A 16,312-nucleotide genomic window follows, 5' to 3' on the forward strand; every position below is an offset into this window, starting at 1 on the left:
CGCCGACTATGCTCAGAAGGCATCTGAGCGTTCAGGTCGGTTGGTGTACCCCGGAGACGTGATCGAGCGTCCGATATGCCATCGAACTGATGGGCCATACACTCGTCGAAGATTGCATCGCTGGCCAAGCAACGCTGGCCATGGTCTTGTATGAGGCTATTCATTCGTGCTGACTGAGCATCTCGAAAGCGCGCCGCTGTACCGGGCGTGAGTCATCGACTTACGCTCCGCCATAGGAGTTTTACCTGCCAATGCGTTTGATCTGGAAGTCCTTCCGCTCGCTGTATTTCGCCACTTTGTTGATGCTGCTCGGTTCAGGTCTGCTTAGTACCTACCTGGCTCTGCGTCTGGCCGATACGGTGGATGGACTGTGGGTGGGGGCGTTGATGGCGGCCAATTATTTCGGTCTGGTACTGGGCGGCAAACTGGGGCACCGGCTCATTGCGCGAGTCGGGCACATACGGGCTTACGTGGCCTGTGCAGGTGTGGTTACCGCAGCGGTATTGGGACATGGTCTGGTGGAGTGGTTACCGTTCTGGCTGTTTCTGCGCATGCTGGTTGGTCTCGGCATGATGTGCCAGTACATGGTGATTGAAAGCTGGCTGAACGAGCAGGCTGACGCCAGCCAGCGTGGATTGGTGTTCAGCGGTTATATGGGCGCCTCGTACATGGGCTTGATTCTGGGGCAGCTAGCCTTGGTGATCCATCCGACCTTGGGGCTGGAATTACTGATGCTGGTCGCCCTGTGCTTCGCGCTGTGTCTGGTTCCGGTGGCGCTGACCCGGCGCCTGCACCCCGCGCCTTTGCATCCGGCGCCGTTAGAGCTGCGTTTTTTCCTCAAACGGGTACCGCTTTCGCTGACCACTATTTCGGTTGCAGGTCTTTTGATTGGCTCTTTCTATGGCCTGGCGCCCTTGTATGCCACGCGTATGGGGCTGTCCACCGAGCAGGTGGGGCTGTTCATGGGGAGCTGCATTCTGGCTGGGCTGCTGGTGCAATGGCCGCTGGGGTGGTTGTCCGATCGGCATGACCGGGTGCGTCTGATTCGAGGCTGTGCTGTCTTTATGTTGCTTGCTGCCTTGCCGTTGGCGGCTTTGCCACAGGTGTTTCTTGGCTTGCTGATAGGCGTTGGCTTTCTGGTCAGCCTGATGCAGTTCAGTCTGTATCCCTTGGCTGTCGCGTTGGCTAATGACCATGTCGAGCCTGAGCGGCGGGTATCGCTGACGGCCATGCTGCTGGTCACATTTGGTGTCGGTGCCTGTATTGGGCCCTTGCTCACGGGCATGCTGATGCGCTTCTACGGCCCCAACATGCTGTATGTATTCATCTGTTTCTGTGCGCTGATTTTGGTCTGGCGTATCCGGCCTGAGGTTGTCACCCATCTACATCAGGTCGATGATGCGCCGCTGCAGCACATTGCGATGCCGGGTAACGTGGCGAGCTCGCCTCTGGTCGCCGCGCTGGACCCGCGCGTCGATGAGCAGACCGTGCAGGAGCAGATGCAGGAGCCTGCTGTGGCGATGGCCGCCGAAGCGGCTGAAAATGAAGATCGCGAGCGCAATGAGAGCGCTGCAGTCTGAGGGCTTGGCCCTCAGTCGCTCTCGGTGCGGCGGGCTTCGCGCTGTAGTTGATAGACAAAGCGCTCTACATTGCGCTGTTCCAGGCCGCCAAGGTCAAAAAAACGGGTGCCGACGAAGGTGCAGTCAATCTTCGCTTCATACTGCACGTGGCGCAGCTCCACCGCGGTGGTCATGGCGCCGAAGGGCAGTTGAGCGGTCAGGCGTTCATGCACCTGGCCGTTCTGCAGTTGCTGGCTCTGGTCTCCCGCGAAGCGCAACTTGCAGCCGGTGGCGGAGATATCGAGTAGATGCCCTGTAAGCGGTTCGTGCAATTTGTCGCTCGACAGCACAACCTTGATTAGATCTGTCTGCTTGAGTGCGGCGCGAAAGGCGCTACGTCGCTGGTGATAGATCATCTCGGCGGGTAGGGGCGTCCAATAGCATGGCGCGCCATCATGCTGGCCTATTTGGACGCTATGTTCGCACTTCCAGGCCACCCGCACGCCGTCACGGAAGGCCTCCACGGAGAAGCTTTCTCCCTGTTTGAAAAAACGCTCGCCATCGGTGGGAATGATTTCGTCGAGCGCAATGCGTGAGCGCTCGCGGTCGATGTCCACGACATAACTTTGGAAGCGTTGGCTGCGTTCGTGAAACTGAATGAGCAGAGGGTCATGGTGCTGCAGCAGTAAGCGCAGGGTTGCAACGATCTCCGCCGGGGTCTTGAGTAGTTTGGGTGGCTGAGGCCCATTTCCCTCGTTGAACGCGCTGGACACAGTGCGAAGCTCTCCGGTTTTTCGATTACGGCATGCACTTACATGCCGACGCAGTGCCTGCATGTTCCCGTGCTTTTTATTGTGTGGCTCAGGCTTGGCTGAGCGGGCGGTGCTGCGCGATTCTAGCGGCGCTGCCGCGGCTGTCATAGAGCCCCGGCGTTTCGCCGCCGCGTAGGATGCCCAGAAGGCTGCTGACTGTTGCTTTGTTGGCGCGAATCAAGCGGCCGTTACGCAAGTTGGCATCCTGGCAGCGCTGCAGCAGCTCAGACAGCTCTTCGCTGCGGGTCAGCAGTTCAGCGCCAATGCTTGAGCGGGCAGCCAAACTGGCTAGCCCCTCACGGTCAGCGCTCAGGCCGACAGCGTGCAATAGCTGGCTGCGTTCGGTGCCGTGCTGCTGCAGTTGTGCCAGAAGTGGCTGTTTGTCTCCCAGCAGCTTATCGAGACGCGTCAGGTCGCGTTCATCGAGCGCCTGAAATTCGGCGTCGATCAGCTCAAGGAGTTGCTCGGCGATGCCGATATCTGAGGTGAACAGGTGTAGCAGAGAAGTATCGTGCATGGCGGGCTCTTGGGGGTCGGGCGTCCAACACCCCCAGCGCAGCCCTTAGGACTAGCGCTGGGATTCGAAGTCGAGCAGCTTTTGGGCGACGCGCTTGCTGTCGACCTGATAGCTGCCATCAGCAATGGCTTGTTTGAGCTGGGATACACGATCTTTATTGACGATGGGTTGATCGCGTAGCTTCTCACTGATCTTCTGCATTTGCTGTGCCTCTTGGCTCAGCTGTACGGGCTCACCGCTTTTGACCGGGGCTTGCGGTTCTTGACCTTTGCTGCTGACAGGCGCTTGAGGCGACTGCAGGGCCTCGTTGCGATTGCCAGTCTGAGTCGAGCCAGTACGCCCCGCATTGGCGGGTGTAGTGGCGTTGTTCAGCCGGTTAAAGTCAGTGACCATGATGCAGAACCTCGGACGATATGGTGGACGCTTGCCAAGCTTTTCGGCCAGTGCCGTAAAAACTTTAGGAAAAAATCTGCGTCGTTTGGACAGTGTAGAAAATCGCCAGCCTGTTGCGCTACAAGAAACATGCCTACATTGCCACATCTACCTGTCCCGGCCCCACCACGCGGGCTCTTATCACCCGCTGTGAGCGAAGGTTGCGTACTTGGATCTGTTCACCTGGAGAGCCGTTGCTCAGTGCTTCACCAGGCATGCGGACATTCACACTGGCGCTGCGGGCGCTAATCACGACCTGATCGCCTTTGCGTATGACCTCGGCGATTTGTAGGTAATTAGGGGCGATAACCTGTTTGCTTGCAAGTTGGCGCGTCAATTTTTTGCCGATTGCCTGGCTGGGGTCCGTGAGGAAACCTTGATTAAGCTGGCTTATGTCCTGTTCTACCAGGCTTACGTCTGATGCGCCTATCACGCTGAGACGTTTCATCGGGCGCGTCATAATCAGTACGTCACGAAATAGGCGTACCTCGCCCGGCACGAAAACTGTCCAGGGTGAGCTGCCATCGCAACGTACGCGAGTTGTTACTCGGCCGATGGGCTGCGCTGGGGTTTCCAGGCGCACGCTTAGGGCCTGATCGCATTTGGGCAGTCGTAACCTTGGGTCGAGTCGATTAATACTGATCTCATGGCGTCCCTGGATTTCGCTACGCTGTAAATATTCGACGACTGCCTGCTCAAGAAAAGACTCGGCAGCGCCGATAAGCTCATCGGTAGTTGTGATGGCAGCAGCAGCGCTGCCGCTATAGCCGATCAGGGGCAAAGCGAGTAAAACGGGCAGGGCGCGGAGGCTTTTTGCCAGTAACTGACGGGATGATGACGTTAGTAGCTTCATGAAGTTTGATGAAGCAAGGCTCGTGCCGCCTGCTAGGCTCAATAGAGTTAGCGTTATTTTGACGAAGAGGAGTCCGGGCATGGCCGGGTTACTGGATTCGGTTAACCAGCGTACACAGCTGGTAGGGCAAAACCGCTTGGAGCTGTTGCTATTCCGCCTGGATGGCCCTCAGCTTTATGGGATCAACGTATTTAAGGTGAAGGAGGTGTTGCAGTGCCCCAATCTCACCATCATGCCCAAATCCAACGCGGTCGTACGTGGTGTAGCCAACATCCGTGGCGGCACCATTCCCATTCTTGATTTGGCCATCGCCACGGGGCGGGCACCGCTGGATAACATCAAGACCAGCTTTGTGATCATCACCGAGTACAACACCAAGGTGCAGGGTTTCTTGGTGCGGTCGGTGGAGCGCATCGTCAACATGAACTGGGAGGAGATCCATCCGCCACCCAAGGGCACTGGCCGCGACCACTATCTGACTGCTGTGACCCGTATGGATCAGCAGTTGGTGGAAATCATCGATGTGGAGAAGATCCTGGCCGAGGTTGCGCCCACATCAGAGGTGATTTCCGAAGGGGTGATCGATGAGCATGTGCAGAGCAAGGCGGTATCCAAGTGCGTGCTGATCGTCGATGACTCTTCTGTGGCGCGCAAACAGGTTTCGCGTTGCCTGCAAACGGTTGGGGTGGAGGTAATTGCACTTAACGATGGGCGCGAGGCGCTCGATTACCTCAAGAGCATGGCGGCTGAAGGCAAGCAGCCAGACAAGGAGTTGTTGATGATCATTTCCGACATCGAAATGCCGGAAATGGACGGATATACCCTGACAACCGAAATCCGTGCCGATTCTCGCATGCAGAAGCTACATATACTCCTGCATACTTCGCTGTCGGGCGTTTTCAACCAGGCGATGGTGAAGAAGGTGGGGGCCGACGATTTTCTGGCCAAGTTCAAGCCGGACGATCTGGCGGCGCGCGTGGTTGACCGTATCCGCGTGGTAGATGGGGGCTGAGGGGGTATCTCTTGGCGAACATTATGGTAGGTGAGGCGGCACTAGTGTCTTCAGGTAATTTGGATTTCGAGCAGTTCCGGACATTCCTGGAAAAGGCCTGCGGTATTCTGCTTGGCAACAACAAGCAGTATCTGGTCTCCAGCCGTCTGAACAAGCTGATGGAGCAGAACGGCATCAAGACTCTGGGTGAGCTGGTGCAGCGTATGCAAAGCCAGCCTCGCGGCGGGTTGCGCGAGCAAGTGGTCGATGCCATGACGACTAACGAAACGCTTTGGTTTCGTGACACCTACCCGTTCGACGTGCTCAAGAGCAGGGTTTTACCGGAACTGATCAAAGCCTATCCAGCTCAGCGGTTGCGTATCTGGTCGGCGGCTTGTTCGTCGGGACAAGAGCCTTACTCGCTGTCCATGTCGCTCGATGAATTCGAGCGCAGCAATCTTGGGCAGCTCAAGGCTGGTGTGCAGATCGTTGCCACCGACTTGTCACCATCGATGTTGGCCAATTGCAAGTCGGGTGAGTACGACAGCTTGGCGATGGGGCGTGGCTTGTCGCAGGAGCGTCTGCAGCGCTATTTCGACCCACGTGGGCCGGGGCGTTGGCAGGTCAAGCCCGCGGTCAAGAGTCGTGTGGAGTTCCGTCCGTTGAACCTGCTCGACAGCTATGCGGCCTTGGGCAAGTTCGACATCGTGTTCTGCCGTAACGTGCTGATTTACTTTTCCGCAGAGGTAAAGAAGGACATCCTTACGCGCATTCATGCCACGTTGAAGCCGGGAGGCTATCTGTTTCTGGGGGCATCCGAGGCGCTTAACGGGCTGCCGGACAAGTACCAGATGGTTCAGTGCAGTCCGGGCATCATCTACAAGGCCAAATGATGGCCTGATTCCCTAGAACGGGAGGCTTCGGCCTCCCGTTTTGCTTTTTGGCCAGAGCGACTGCAAGGAGGCAAAGCGCCTCTGGTTGCTTTGCCGCTTGTTTGCCACTGGCGGTAAAGCCTTGCCGCTTTGCCTCTCTTTTTACCTCTTTAGTCGCTTAACTCATTGATTCTATTGGTGTTGATGAGTTGGCACAGCCTTTGCTGAATATCTCGCGACAGCGATCAGATGCCCCAGCGGCAAAGGTTCAGAACATGAGCATCAACTTCGGCAGCGCCCTCGGTATTCATGAAAAAGCACTTACTTTCCGTGCCCAGCGCGCGGAGGTGCTAGCCAACAATATCGCCAATGCCGACACGCCGAACTACAAGGCGCGTGATCTGGACTTTGCCAGCGTCCTGGCGGCCGAGAGTTCGCGCCAGCAGCGCGGCCCGGTTTCCCTGAATCGCACTGACAGTCGCCATATTGCCGCTGATGGCGTGCCAAGCGGTGAGGCTGAGCTGCCTTATCGCACACCATTCCAGGCTTCCTTGGATCAGAACACTGTCGATCTACAGATCGAACAATCGAATTACGCTGAGAACACCGTGCAGCTTCAGGCCAGCTTCACCTTTCTCAACAGCAAATTCAAAGGGCTGACTGCAGCCCTGCGCGGCGAATAAGGAGCCAGACCATGTCCCTTGCCAGTGTCTTCAATATTGCCGGAACCGGTATGAGTGCTCAGAGCACCCGCCTCAATACCATCTCCAGCAACATCGCCAACGCCGAGACGGTCTCTTCGAGCCTTGATCAGACCTATCGTGCGCGCCACCCGGTATTTGCCACTGTGTTTCAGCAGGCGCAGGGCGGTGACCGTGGTTCGCTGTTCGCCGAGCAGGATGAGGCGGGGCGCGGTGTGCAGGTGTTGGGTGTGGTCGAGGATCAGAGCAGCCTGATGCCGCGCTACGAGCCGGATCATCCGATGGCCAATGCCGATGGCTACGTTTACTACCCGAACGTCAACGTGGTCGAGGAGATGGCTGACATGATTTCTGCCAGTCGGGCCTTCCAGACCAACGTGGAAATGATGAACACCGCCAAGCAGATGCTGCAACGCGTACTGACCCTGGGTCAGTAAGTCACTACGAGGAACGCAGGTCATGACTACCGTAAGCGGCGCTAGCTCGGTACTGGAGCAGTACCAGATAAAGCAGGACACAACCCAGAGCAAGGACCTCGGCAAGGACGAGTTCCTCAACCTGCTCGTGGCCCAGCTCAACAATCAGAACCCGCTGGAGCCTCAGGGTAACGGTGAGTTCATTGCTCAGCTGGCGCAATTCAGTAGCTTGGAAGGGATCCAGCAGTTGAACGACAGCGCGACTTCGATGATGTCCAGCTTCCAGTCCTCGCAGGCGCTGCAAGCGTCTTCTCTGGTCGGGCGCAAGGTCATCGTACCGAGCGACAAGGCGGTGGTCGACACCAGTGAGAGCTTCAAGGCGAGTGTGGTTCTGCCGGTAAGTAGTAGCAACGTCTACGTCAACGTCTATGACAATGCTGGTGCCTTGGTCAATCGCGTCAACCTGGGTGAACAGGCTGCTGGCAATGTCAGCTTCATCTGGGATGGCAAGAATTCCAGTGGTGCGGTGATGCCGCCAGGCACCTACAAGTTTGAAGCGCAAGCCACCTATGGCTCTGAAACCAAGGGGCTTTACAGCATGCTGCCGGCCAACGTCGATAGCGTCACCCTGGGCGGCAGTGAGCTGATGCTCAACCTGGCTGGCTTGGGCAGTGTCCCTCTTTCTCAAGTGCAGGTCATCGGCCAGTAATTATTGCGGCCGGCAATTCCGGCAAAGGAGATTTCCATGTCGTTCAATATTGGTCTCAGTGGTCTGCGCGCCGCTACCAGCGATCTCAATGTCACCGGTAACAACATCGCTAACGCCGGTACGGCTGGCTTCAAGTCCTCGCGTGCAGAGTTCGCCGATGTCTACGCGGCCTCGATGCTGGGCAGTGGCTCTAATCCGCGTGGTAGTGGTGTGTTGCTGGCTGACATCTCTCAGTCGTTTAATCAGGGCAACATCAACTACACGCAAAATGCGCTGGATCTGGCGATCAATGGCAGCGGTTTCTTCATGACTAGCAATAACGGCAGCATGAGTTATACCCGTGCTGGCTACTTTGGTACGGATCGCGATGGCTATATCGTCAATAACTTCGGCTATCGCCTGCAGGGCTATTCCGCGGATGAGGACGGTAATGTCCTGCCGATTCAGACTGATTTGCGTATCAATGCCGGTCAGCAGGAGCCGAAGGCGACCACATCCGTCACGCAGTCGATCAACCTTAACTCCAACGCCGTGCGCCCGGTCAACGCCGGTACCATGGCGGCGCCGACCTTCGATCCGAGTGATGCGCAGTCCTTCAACTGGTCGACTTCAACCAATATTTATGACGCCCAGGGCAATGCTCACGTGATGAGCCAGTACTTCGTCAAGAACGAAGCGCCGGCCAATAACGGCTGGGTCATGAATGTGCTGATCGATGGCGTCAACCCGCGTGATCCCACCAGCACCCAGCCATTTAGCTATTCGGTGAACTTCGATGCGAGCGGTCAGTTGTCCAACCCGGCGTTAACGCCAATTGCCAGTACGCCTGCTAACCCGGCACTTGATGCACCGGCGCTTCCGGCAACCGCTGCCAATGGTGTGTTTGCGCTTGCTGCTGCTGATTGGGTGCCAGCGGAGGAGGATCCGGCGAATCCGGGCACCTTGGTTGCTAATGGCGCGGATAGTGCGGATTTCACCTTCGATATGCGCGGTTCGACTCAGTATGCCGCGAGCTTTGGTGTGAATGCGGTGAGTCAGGATGGCTATACCACCGGTCAATTGTCGGGTCTGGAAATCGATGACACCGGCATCATCTTTGCCCGTTACACCAACGGTCAGTCCAAGGTGCAGGGCCAGGTACTGCTGGCCAACTTCGCTAATGTTCAGGGGCTGACGCCCAATGGCAAGACCGAGTGGGTGCAGTCCTTCGCCTCGGGCGAGCCGGTAATCGGCACGCCGCGCAGCAGTACGCTGGGCAACTTGCAGTCCAGTGCTCTGGAGGACTCCAACGTGGAAATTTCTGACCAGTTGGTGAATCTGATCGTGGCTCAGCGTAACTATCAAGCCAACGCCAAGACCATTGAAACCGAAAGCGCCATCACCCAGACCATCATCAACCTGCGTTGATGCACCGTCTGCTTAGCAAAGCGGCAAGCGAGGCTTGCCGCTTTGTTGTTTGAGGGTCGGCAAAAAATCGCCGCCTGAATTTTTTCATCCTCCCGTATTTGTAAAAAAATTCTTTTATATCAGTGTCTTACTATTTTTTTCTTGGTTGGCACGTGGCTTGCTTTCAGTCATGTAAAGAGCCAAGGGCATGTCGCCCGCCAGGAGAATTTCCATGGACAAGATGCTGTACGTCTCCATGACAGGGGCGCAGAACAACACTCTGAGTTTGCGCGCTCACGCCAACAACCTGGCCAACGTCTCGACAACGGGCTTTCGTCGTGATTTTGAGCAGGCCCGTTCAATGCCGTTGTTCGGCGAAACTTTCCCGTCCCGTGTGTTCGCCATGAGCGAGCGGCCTGCTACTGACTTTCGCCCAGGCTCGTTGCAGGAGACCGGGCGTGACATGGATGTGGCCGTAGGCGGTAAAGGTTGGATCGCTGTGCAGGCGCCGGACGGTAGTGAAGCTTATGTGCGTACTGCGAGCCTGAATATTGACGCTCAGGGCATGTTGCGTACCGGCAATGGTTTGCCGGTGATGGGCAATGCCGGGCCGATTGCCGTGCCGCCAGAGCAGAAGGTGGAAATTGGTCAGGACGGCACCATCACCATTCGCGCGTTGGGCGAGGCTCCTAACGTGCTGGCCGAGGTTGATCGCATCAAGCTGGTCAACCCGGACCCCAAACAAATGGAGAAGGGCACCGATGGTTTGGTTCGGGTCAAGGGGCAGCCTCAGATCGAGCCTGATGCGGCGGTCACCCTGACCTCCGGCTTTCTTGAATCGAGCAATGTTAACGCCGTCGAGGAGATGACCGCGATCCTCTCCTTGTCACGCCAATTCGAGCTCTCGGTAAAGATGATGCGTACCGCTGAAGACAACGCATCCTCTATGGCTCGGGTTTTGCAGATTAGCTAATTACCAGCAGGCGGCGCCGTAAAACCGGCACCCGAGGAGAAACGATATGCTTCCGGCACTGTGGGTCAGTAAGACCGGTCTGTCCGCTCAGGACATGAACCTGACCACCATTTCCAACAACTTGGCCAACGTGGCGACCACGGGCTTCAAGCGTGACCGTGCGGAATTCGAAGACCTGCTGTATCAGATCCGGCGTCAGCCGGGCGGTCAGTCCACCCAGGACAGCCAACTGCCTTCCGGTCTGCAACTGGGTACCGGTGTACGCGTGGTGGGCACGCAGAAGATCTTTACTGCCGGCAGCCTGCAAACCACCGAGCAGCCGCTGGATATGGCCGTCAATGGCCGGGGCTTTTTCCAGATTCTGATGCCCAACGGCACCGTCGGTTATACCCGCGATGGCAGCTTCCACCTCAACTCCGATGGTCAGGTCGTCACCTCTCAGGGCTTCCCGCTGGAGCCGGCTCTCGTGCTGCCAGCCGAAGTGCGTACTTTTACCGTGGGTGAGGATGGCACCGCCTCCGTGACCACGGCAGGCAACTCGCAGCCGCAGGTTATCGGCAACATTCAGTTGGCGGACTTCGTCAACCCGGCAGGTCTTGAGGCCATCGGCAACAACCTGTTTTTGGAGACCGGTTCCAGTGGCGCGCCACAGGTCGGCGCACCTGGCCTCAATGGCCTGGGGACCACCCTGCAGAACACCTTGGAAAACTCCAACGTCAGCGTTGTGGAAGAGCTGGTGAACATGATCACCACTCAGCGCGCTTATGAAATGAACTCCAAAGTGATTTCCACTGCTGATCAGATGCTGTCGTTCGTGACGCAGAACCTCTGATCCGTTGAGCCAGACTAGTTACACCGTGAGGTAGAGGTTATGAACCGGCATTTGATCTGTTTTCCCCTGTTGGCCAGCGTGCTGCTGAGTAGCGGTTGCGTGGCGCCGACAGCCAAGCCGGACGATCCCTATTACGCCCCGGTGCTGCCGCGTACGCCGCTGCCGGCTGCGCAGAATAACGGTTCGATCTATCAGGCTGGGTTTGAGAATGGTCTGTATGACGACCGCAAGGCCTTTCGCGTGGGTGACATCATCACCATCACCCTCAACGAGCGTACCCAGGCCAGCAAGAACGCCAACAGCACCCTGCAAAAAGACAGTAGCGCGACCCTGGGTGTACCGACCTTGTTCGGTATGACGCCTTCGCCGAATAACCCCGTTAGCAGTCTGGGATCTCTCGGTATGACCAACAACAACCTGGGGCTCGATGCCAGTTGGAACGCCACACGTGCCAATTCAGGCACTGGCCAGGCAGGGCAGAGCAATAGCTTGACTGGCTCGATTACCGTGACCGTCGCCGAAGTGCTGCCCAACGGCATCCTTGCCGTGCGTGGCGAAAAGTGGATGACCCTCAATACCGGTGATGAACTGGTACGGATATCCGGTTTGGTTCGTGCTGACGATATTGCCACTGACAATACTGTGGCCTCAACTCGTGTGGCCGATGCGCGCATTACCTATTCCGGTACCGGTGCCTTCGCCGATGCCAGCCAGCCGGGCTGGTTGAGCCGCTTCTTCATGAGCCCGCTGTGGCCGTTCTGAGCAGGGGATACGACATGACATCCTGGATCAGCGTTCTGCGCCCGGCGCCACGTGAAAACAAGCCCTATCATTCCTGCCGCCAGCAGTTTGCTGCCGCGCACCGTGGCTACCGTCGGCGTGGCGCCAACGACTGGCTGCTGCTGGCAACCATGCTCATGTGCCTGCTACTCAGCCTGCCGACCCAAGCTGAACGTCTGAAGGATCTGGCGTCCATTCAGGGCGTGCGCGCCAACCAGTTGATTGGCTACGGCCTGGTAGTTGGTCTCAATGGTTCGGGCGACCAGACCACCCAGACGCCGTTTACCGTGCAGACCTTCAACAACATGCTGGCGCAGTTCGGTATCAAGGTGCCGGCTGGCGGTAACGTGCAGTTGAAGAACGTCGCAGCGGTCTCGGTGCATGCCGAGTTGCCGGCGTTCGCCAAACCTGGTCAGGCCATCGATATCACCATCTCCTCGATCGGTAACGCCAAGAGCCTACGCGGCGGCAGCCTGCTGATGACGCCGCTCAAGGGCATCGACGGCAACGTCTACGCCATCGCTCAGGGCAATCTGGTGGTGGGCGGTTTCGATGCCAGTGGTGCCGATGGCTCGCGCATCACCGTCAACGTGCCCTCGGCGGGCCGTATTCCCGGCGGTGCAACGGTCGAGCGTCCGGTGCCCAGTGGTTTCGATCAGGGCAACACCCTGACGCTCAACCTTAATCGCCCGGATTTCACCACCGCGAAAAACATTGTCGATCAGATCAACGATCTGCTTGGCCCTGGTGTTGCTCAGGCTATCGACGGTGGCTCGATCCGCGTCAGCGCGCCGCTCGACCCGAATCAGCGTGTCGATTACTTGTCGATTCTGGAGAACCTCGACGTGCAAGCCGGGCAGGCGGTGGCCAAGGTCATCATCAACTCGCGTACCGGCACCATCGTCATCGGCCAGAACGTCAAGGTGCAGCCGGCGGCTGTTACCCATGGCAGCCTGACCGTGACCATCACCGAAGACCCGATTGTCAGCCAGCCGGACGCGCTCTCGGGCGGCCAGACCGCCGTGGTGCCGCGTTCGCGCGTTGGTGCGGACGAAGAAAAGAAACCGATGTTCAAGTTCGGCCCCGGTACCAACCTCGATGAAATCGTACGTGCGGTGAATCAGGTAGGTGCTTCGCCTTCAGACCTTATGGCCATCCTGGAGGCGCTCAAACAAGCCGGCGCCTTGCAGGCCGACCTGATCGTGATTTGAGGAGCTGACCATGGACTCTCGCCTCAATGCCGGCTTGTCCGGCACCAAGACGCCGATCGACAGTGGCGCGTTCAACGACCTCAACCGACTCAGCCAATTCAAGGTCGGTGGCGACAGCGAGCAGAACATCCGCAAGGTGGCCAAGGAGTTCGAGTCGCTGTTCGTCAACGAGATGCTCAAGGCCATGCGCTCGGCCAACGCCGTGTTCAGCGAAGGCAACTTCATGAACAGCAACGAGAGCAAGACCTATCAGGATATGTATGACCAGCAGTTGGCTGTGACGCTCTCCAATGAAGGGCGCGGTATCGGCCTGGCCGATGTCATGGCGCGGCAGATGTCCAAGACCAAGCACCCTTCGAGTCGGCCTAATCCCTTTGCCCAAGTTGAGCAGCCGGGCAATGTTCAGGCGTCGGGCAAGAGCATCGGCAAAGACGTTTCCACGTTCCGCGAGAACGATGATGTAGCCGCGCTCAATCGTCGGCGCCTGGCGCTACCGGGCAAACTCACCGACCGTCTGCTCGCAGGCATCGTGCCGACGGGCGAGGCTGACGACGGCAAGAGCCTGGCCGGTAATGATTGGATTGCCCCACAGGCTGCGAGCAAGGGCGCCGACAAGGCGCTGAGCCTGACCCGCAGCGATGCCATCACCGGGCGCCGGATCGCCCAGCCGCCCCTGGCGCCTGCCAAGGCGGCCTTCGATTCGCCCGCAGAATTTGTCGCCACCATGCTGCCGATGGCTGAGGCCGCGGCTGAAAAGATCGGTGTCGACCCGCGCTATCTGGTGGCGCAGGCGGCGCTGGAAACCGGTTGGGGCAAGTCGATCATCCGTACGAGTGATGGCGACAGCAGCCATAACCTGTTCGGCATCAAGTCCCAGGGCGGCTGGGAGGGCGATTCGGCACGGGTGCTGACCACCGAGTACAAAGGCGGCAAGGCCGTCAAGGAAGCGGCCAACTTCCGCAGTTATGAGTCCTATGCCCATAGCTTCGATGACTACGTCAGCTTCCTGCAGAACAACGGGCGCTACGAAAAGGCGCTGAACGCCACCGACAACCCGGAGCGCTTCGTCAAGGAGTTGCAACAGGCCGGCTATGCCACGGATCCGCAGTATGCGCGCAAGATTTCGCAAATCGCTCGCAAGATGCAGACCTATCAAGCCATTGCCGCCGCCGACGGCAGCACCACACGGATTTGAGATTGAATCATGGCTGACCTATTGAACATTGGCCTGTCCGGTCTCGCGGCGAATAAAACCTCGCTGTCCGTTACCGGTCACAACATCGTCAACGTCAATACCCCCGGTTTTTCGCGCCAGGAGTCGGTGCAGACCACGCGCGCTCCGCAGTTCAGTGGGGTCGGCTACGTTGGTTCGGGCACTACGCTCAACGACGTGCGCCGTATCTACAACGACTTTCTGACCACCCAGGTGCGTAGCAGTACGGCGCTCAATAGCGATACCCAGGCTTACCTCAGTCAGATCAACCAGCTTGATTCGCTGCTTGCCGGGAGCACCACAGGTGTCAATCCGGGCTTGCAGAGGCTGTTCAGCTCCTTGCAGACCGCCGCCGAAGACCCTGCCAACATTCCGGCCCGGCAGCTTTCCTTGTCCGAGGCCGAGGGCTTGGCCAAGCGCTTCAACACGATTTACGACCGCCTGGCCGAGCAGAATACCTTTATCAACAAGCAGCTTTCGGCTGTGACCGATCAGGTCAATCAGTTGGCGACATCCATCGCCGGCTATAACGATGCCATCGCCATCGCTTCGGCCAACGGCAGCATGCCCAATGACTTGCTCGATGCGCGTGAAGAGGCGGTGCGCAAACTGTCGGAGTTCATCGGCGTCAGCGTGGTGCCGCAGGATGACAACAGCTACAACCTGTTCATCGGTTCCGGGCAGCCGCTGGTAGTGGGCAGCAGGGCGGCGCAACTGGCCGTTACGCCGGGGCAGTCTGACCCGCTGCGCAGTGAAATCCAGTTCATCAGTGGTAACTCGCAGCAGAACGTCACCTCGCTGGTTACCGGTGGCGAGATGGGCGGTTTGCTGCGCTATCGCCAGGACGTTCTCGATACGGCGATGAACTCGGTTGGGCGCTTGGCCTTGTCGGTTTCTGATCAGGTCAACCGGCAGCTTGGCCAGGGGCTCGATCTCAACGGTGAGTTCGGCAACGAGTTGTTTCGCCCGATCAATGATCCGCTGCTGCTTGCTCAGCGCAGCCTGGCGCGAGTCGGTAACAGCGACCCGTCGGCCAACCTGAGCGTCAGCATCACCGATACCACGCAACTGTCCACCAGCGACTACGAAGTGCAGTTCACCAGTGCCACCGAGTACGTGGTGCGGCGTAGTTCTGACGGTACGTTGTTCCCGGCCAGCCCGGCGACATTTGATGTCACCACCGTGCCGGCTCCCGAGGTGGATGGCTTCTCCATCGGCGTGGCCAGCGGCACCTTTGCCGCTGGTGACCGTTTTCTGGTGATGCCGACGCGCAACGCTGGGCGTGATGTGCGCGCGGATATGAAAAACCCAGAGGAGCTGGCATTCGCCGCGCCGCTCAAGGCCGAAACCAGTCCGGCCAATATCGGCACCGGCAAGATCACCCAGCCGACGCTGGCCACTGAGATTGATATTTACGACACGACCGCGCAAACCAACCTGGAAACCAGTCTGCGCAACGCGCCGCCACTGCGCATCGTGATGGGCGCTGCCGGTGGTGCCACGCAAAGCTACGATGTGCTCGACATCAATGGCAACGTGCTCGACAGCGGCAGCATCGTGCCGGGGCAGGACAACGCCCTGACCATCACCGTGCCAGCCAATCCGCCAAACGTGCCGTCGACCTTCGACTATCAGGTGACGCTCAGCGGTCGGCCTTCGGAGGGCGATAACTTTTCAGTGTCGTTCAACACCAATGGTGTTTCCGATAACCGCAACGCGTTAAAGCTGGTTGATCTGCAGAAACAGTCGGTAATCGGTATCAACCCGGCTGCGCCAACCACTACCGGTTCCAGTTTTTCCGATGCCTATGGTGATTTGGTCGAGCGGGTCGGCACGCTGACCAGTCAGGCCCGTGTCGACGGTGAGGCGACCAGCGCGATTCTCAAGCAGGCCACTGACAACCGCGATTCGGTATCCGGGGTTAACCTCGATGAAGAGGCAGCCAAACTGATCCAGTTCGAGCAGTACTACCAGGCGTCCGCACAGATCATTCAAGTGGCGCGTAATCTGTTCGATACCCTGATCAATACATTCTGATAGTCATTCTTCCGGCAA

17 protein-coding genes are annotated in these 16,312 nt (G+C 58.2%); 13 read left to right on the forward strand and 4 right to left on the reverse strand.

Annotated elements, in window-relative coordinates; all coding sequences use genetic code 11:
• The first annotated feature begins 251 nt into the window (after nt 1-251).
• Nucleotides 252-1,580, forward strand: a complete 1,329-nt coding sequence (locus AERO9A_RS10735) for an MFS transporter (RefSeq protein WP_159971950.1) — start codon at nt 252-254, stop codon at nt 1,578-1,580.
• Nucleotides 1,581-1,591: 11 nt separating this feature from the next.
• Here the strand turns inward: AERO9A_RS10735 and AERO9A_RS10740 are convergent, their stop codons facing one another.
• From AERO9A_RS10740 to flgA, 4 genes are all read right to left on the reverse strand, one after another.
• Entirely contained in the window at nt 1,592-2,332 is a 741-nt protein-coding gene (locus AERO9A_RS10740; RefSeq protein WP_159971951.1) for a flagellar brake protein, read from the reverse strand.
• Nucleotides 2,333-2,420: 88 nt separating this feature from the next.
• Nucleotides 2,421-2,888 (reverse strand): flagella synthesis protein FlgN, encoded by a 468-nt coding sequence (locus tag AERO9A_RS10745; protein WP_159971952.1) that lies wholly within the window; start codon nt 2,886-2,888, stop codon nt 2,421-2,423.
• A 51-nt stretch (nt 2,889-2,939) separates the two neighbouring features.
• Nucleotides 2,940-3,281 carry a flagellar biosynthesis anti-sigma factor FlgM gene (gene flgM, locus AERO9A_RS10750; protein WP_159971953.1) on the reverse strand — a complete coding sequence of 114 codons (342 nt, stop codon included), beginning with the start codon at nt 3,279-3,281 and terminating at the stop codon, nt 2,940-2,942.
• Nucleotides 3,282-3,414: 133 nt separating this feature from the next.
• On the reverse strand, nt 3,415-4,173 hold the full coding sequence (flgA, locus tag AERO9A_RS10755; protein WP_159972305.1) for a flagellar basal body P-ring formation chaperone FlgA: 759 nt from the start codon (nt 4,171-4,173) through the stop codon (nt 3,415-3,417).
• 79 nt (nt 4,174-4,252) lie between these two features.
• Between flgA and AERO9A_RS10760 the strand changes: the two genes are divergently transcribed.
• The 12 genes from AERO9A_RS10760 to flgK all read left to right on the forward strand — a co-directional run bounded on the left by AERO9A_RS10760 (nt 4,253) and on the right by flgK (nt 16,294).
• Complete coding sequence (locus AERO9A_RS10760) at nt 4,253-5,185, forward strand: chemotaxis protein CheV (RefSeq protein ID WP_159971954.1); 933 nt, start codon at nt 4,253-4,255, stop codon at nt 5,183-5,185.
• A gap of 44 nt (nt 5,186-5,229) precedes the next feature.
• On the forward strand, nt 5,230-6,057 hold the full coding sequence (gene cheR, locus AERO9A_RS10765; RefSeq protein ID WP_159971955.1) for a protein-glutamate O-methyltransferase CheR: 828 nt from the start codon (nt 5,230-5,232) through the stop codon (nt 6,055-6,057).
• Between the two features lie 254 nt (nt 6,058-6,311).
• Complete coding sequence (flgB, locus tag AERO9A_RS10770) at nt 6,312-6,719, forward strand: flagellar basal body rod protein FlgB (RefSeq protein WP_159971956.1); 408 nt, start codon at nt 6,312-6,314, stop codon at nt 6,717-6,719.
• Nucleotides 6,720-6,730: 11 nt separating this feature from the next.
• On the forward strand, nt 6,731-7,174 hold the full coding sequence (gene flgC / locus AERO9A_RS10775; protein WP_159971957.1) for a flagellar basal body rod protein FlgC: 444 nt from the start codon (nt 6,731-6,733) through the stop codon (nt 7,172-7,174).
• 22 nt (nt 7,175-7,196) lie between these two features.
• Nucleotides 7,197-7,862, forward strand: coding sequence for a flagellar hook assembly protein FlgD (gene flgD, locus AERO9A_RS10780; protein ID WP_159971958.1), 666 nt, complete (start codon nt 7,197-7,199; stop codon nt 7,860-7,862).
• Between the two features lie 36 nt (nt 7,863-7,898).
• On the forward strand, nt 7,899-9,269 hold the full coding sequence (flgE, locus tag AERO9A_RS10785) for a flagellar hook protein FlgE (protein ID WP_159971959.1): 1,371 nt from the start codon (nt 7,899-7,901) through the stop codon (nt 9,267-9,269).
• A 211-nt stretch (nt 9,270-9,480) separates the two neighbouring features.
• Nucleotides 9,481-10,221 carry a flagellar basal body rod protein FlgF gene (locus tag AERO9A_RS10790; RefSeq protein WP_159971960.1) on the forward strand — a complete coding sequence of 247 codons (741 nt, stop codon included), beginning with the start codon at nt 9,481-9,483 and terminating at the stop codon, nt 10,219-10,221.
• Nucleotides 10,222-10,267: 46 nt separating this feature from the next.
• Nucleotides 10,268-11,053, forward strand: a complete 786-nt coding sequence (gene flgG, locus AERO9A_RS10795) for a flagellar basal-body rod protein FlgG (RefSeq protein WP_159971961.1) — start codon at nt 10,268-10,270, stop codon at nt 11,051-11,053.
• 39 nt (nt 11,054-11,092) lie between these two features.
• Nucleotides 11,093-11,815, forward strand: a complete 723-nt coding sequence (gene flgH, locus AERO9A_RS10800; RefSeq protein WP_159971962.1) for a flagellar basal body L-ring protein FlgH — start codon at nt 11,093-11,095, stop codon at nt 11,813-11,815.
• A gap of 149 nt (nt 11,816-11,964) precedes the next feature.
• Nucleotides 11,965-13,044 carry a flagellar basal body P-ring protein FlgI gene (locus AERO9A_RS10805; RefSeq protein ID WP_159972306.1) on the forward strand — a complete coding sequence of 360 codons (1,080 nt, stop codon included), beginning with the start codon at nt 11,965-11,967 and terminating at the stop codon, nt 13,042-13,044.
• A 10-nt stretch (nt 13,045-13,054) separates the two neighbouring features.
• Complete coding sequence (gene flgJ, locus AERO9A_RS10810) at nt 13,055-14,239, forward strand: flagellar assembly peptidoglycan hydrolase FlgJ (RefSeq protein WP_159971963.1); 1,185 nt, start codon at nt 13,055-13,057, stop codon at nt 14,237-14,239.
• 9 nt (nt 14,240-14,248) lie between these two features.
• Entirely contained in the window at nt 14,249-16,294 is a 2,046-nt protein-coding gene (gene flgK / locus AERO9A_RS10815) for a flagellar hook-associated protein FlgK (RefSeq protein ID WP_159971964.1), read from the forward strand.
• Nucleotides 16,295-16,312: the final 18 nt, after the last annotated feature.

This window comes from Pseudomonas sp. 8Z (genome assembly GCF_902506535.1).
GTDB lineage: Bacteria > Pseudomonadota > Gammaproteobacteria > Pseudomonadales > Pseudomonadaceae > Aquipseudomonas.

Bases quoted from the DNA above. Each gene is read 5' to 3' on its own strand.
- flgJ (WP_159971963.1), top strand. From the start codon at position 13,055: ATGGACTCTCGCCTCAATGCCGGCTTGTCCGGCACCAAGACGCCGATC.
- AERO9A_RS10790 (WP_159971960.1), top strand. From the start codon at position 9,481: ATGGACAAGATGCTGTACGTCTCCATGACAGGGGCGCAGAACAACACT.
- flgA (WP_159972305.1), bottom strand. From the start codon at position 4,173: ATGAAGCTACTAACGTCATCATCCCGTCAGTTACTGGCAAAAAGCCTC.
- AERO9A_RS10745 (WP_159971952.1), bottom strand. From the start codon at position 2,888: ATGCACGATACTTCTCTGCTACACCTGTTCACCTCAGATATCGGCATC.
- flgE (WP_159971959.1), top strand. From the start codon at position 7,899: ATGTCGTTCAATATTGGTCTCAGTGGTCTGCGCGCCGCTACCAGCGAT.
- flgG (WP_159971961.1), top strand. From the start codon at position 10,268: ATGCTTCCGGCACTGTGGGTCAGTAAGACCGGTCTGTCCGCTCAGGAC.
- flgD (WP_159971958.1), top strand. From the start codon at position 7,197: ATGACTACCGTAAGCGGCGCTAGCTCGGTACTGGAGCAGTACCAGATA.
- flgK (WP_159971964.1), top strand. From the start codon at position 14,249: ATGGCTGACCTATTGAACATTGGCCTGTCCGGTCTCGCGGCGAATAAA.
- AERO9A_RS10805 (WP_159972306.1), top strand. From the start codon at position 11,965: ATGCTCATGTGCCTGCTACTCAGCCTGCCGACCCAAGCTGAACGTCTG.
- AERO9A_RS10735 (WP_159971950.1), top strand. From the start codon at position 252: ATGCGTTTGATCTGGAAGTCCTTCCGCTCGCTGTATTTCGCCACTTTG.
- flgC (WP_159971957.1), top strand. From the start codon at position 6,731: ATGTCCCTTGCCAGTGTCTTCAATATTGCCGGAACCGGTATGAGTGCT.
- flgB (WP_159971956.1), top strand. From the start codon at position 6,312: ATGAGCATCAACTTCGGCAGCGCCCTCGGTATTCATGAAAAAGCACTT.
- AERO9A_RS10760 (WP_159971954.1), top strand. From the start codon at position 4,253: ATGGCCGGGTTACTGGATTCGGTTAACCAGCGTACACAGCTGGTAGGG.
- flgM (WP_159971953.1), bottom strand. From the start codon at position 3,281: ATGGTCACTGACTTTAACCGGCTGAACAACGCCACTACACCCGCCAAT.
- flgH (WP_159971962.1), top strand. From the start codon at position 11,093: ATGAACCGGCATTTGATCTGTTTTCCCCTGTTGGCCAGCGTGCTGCTG.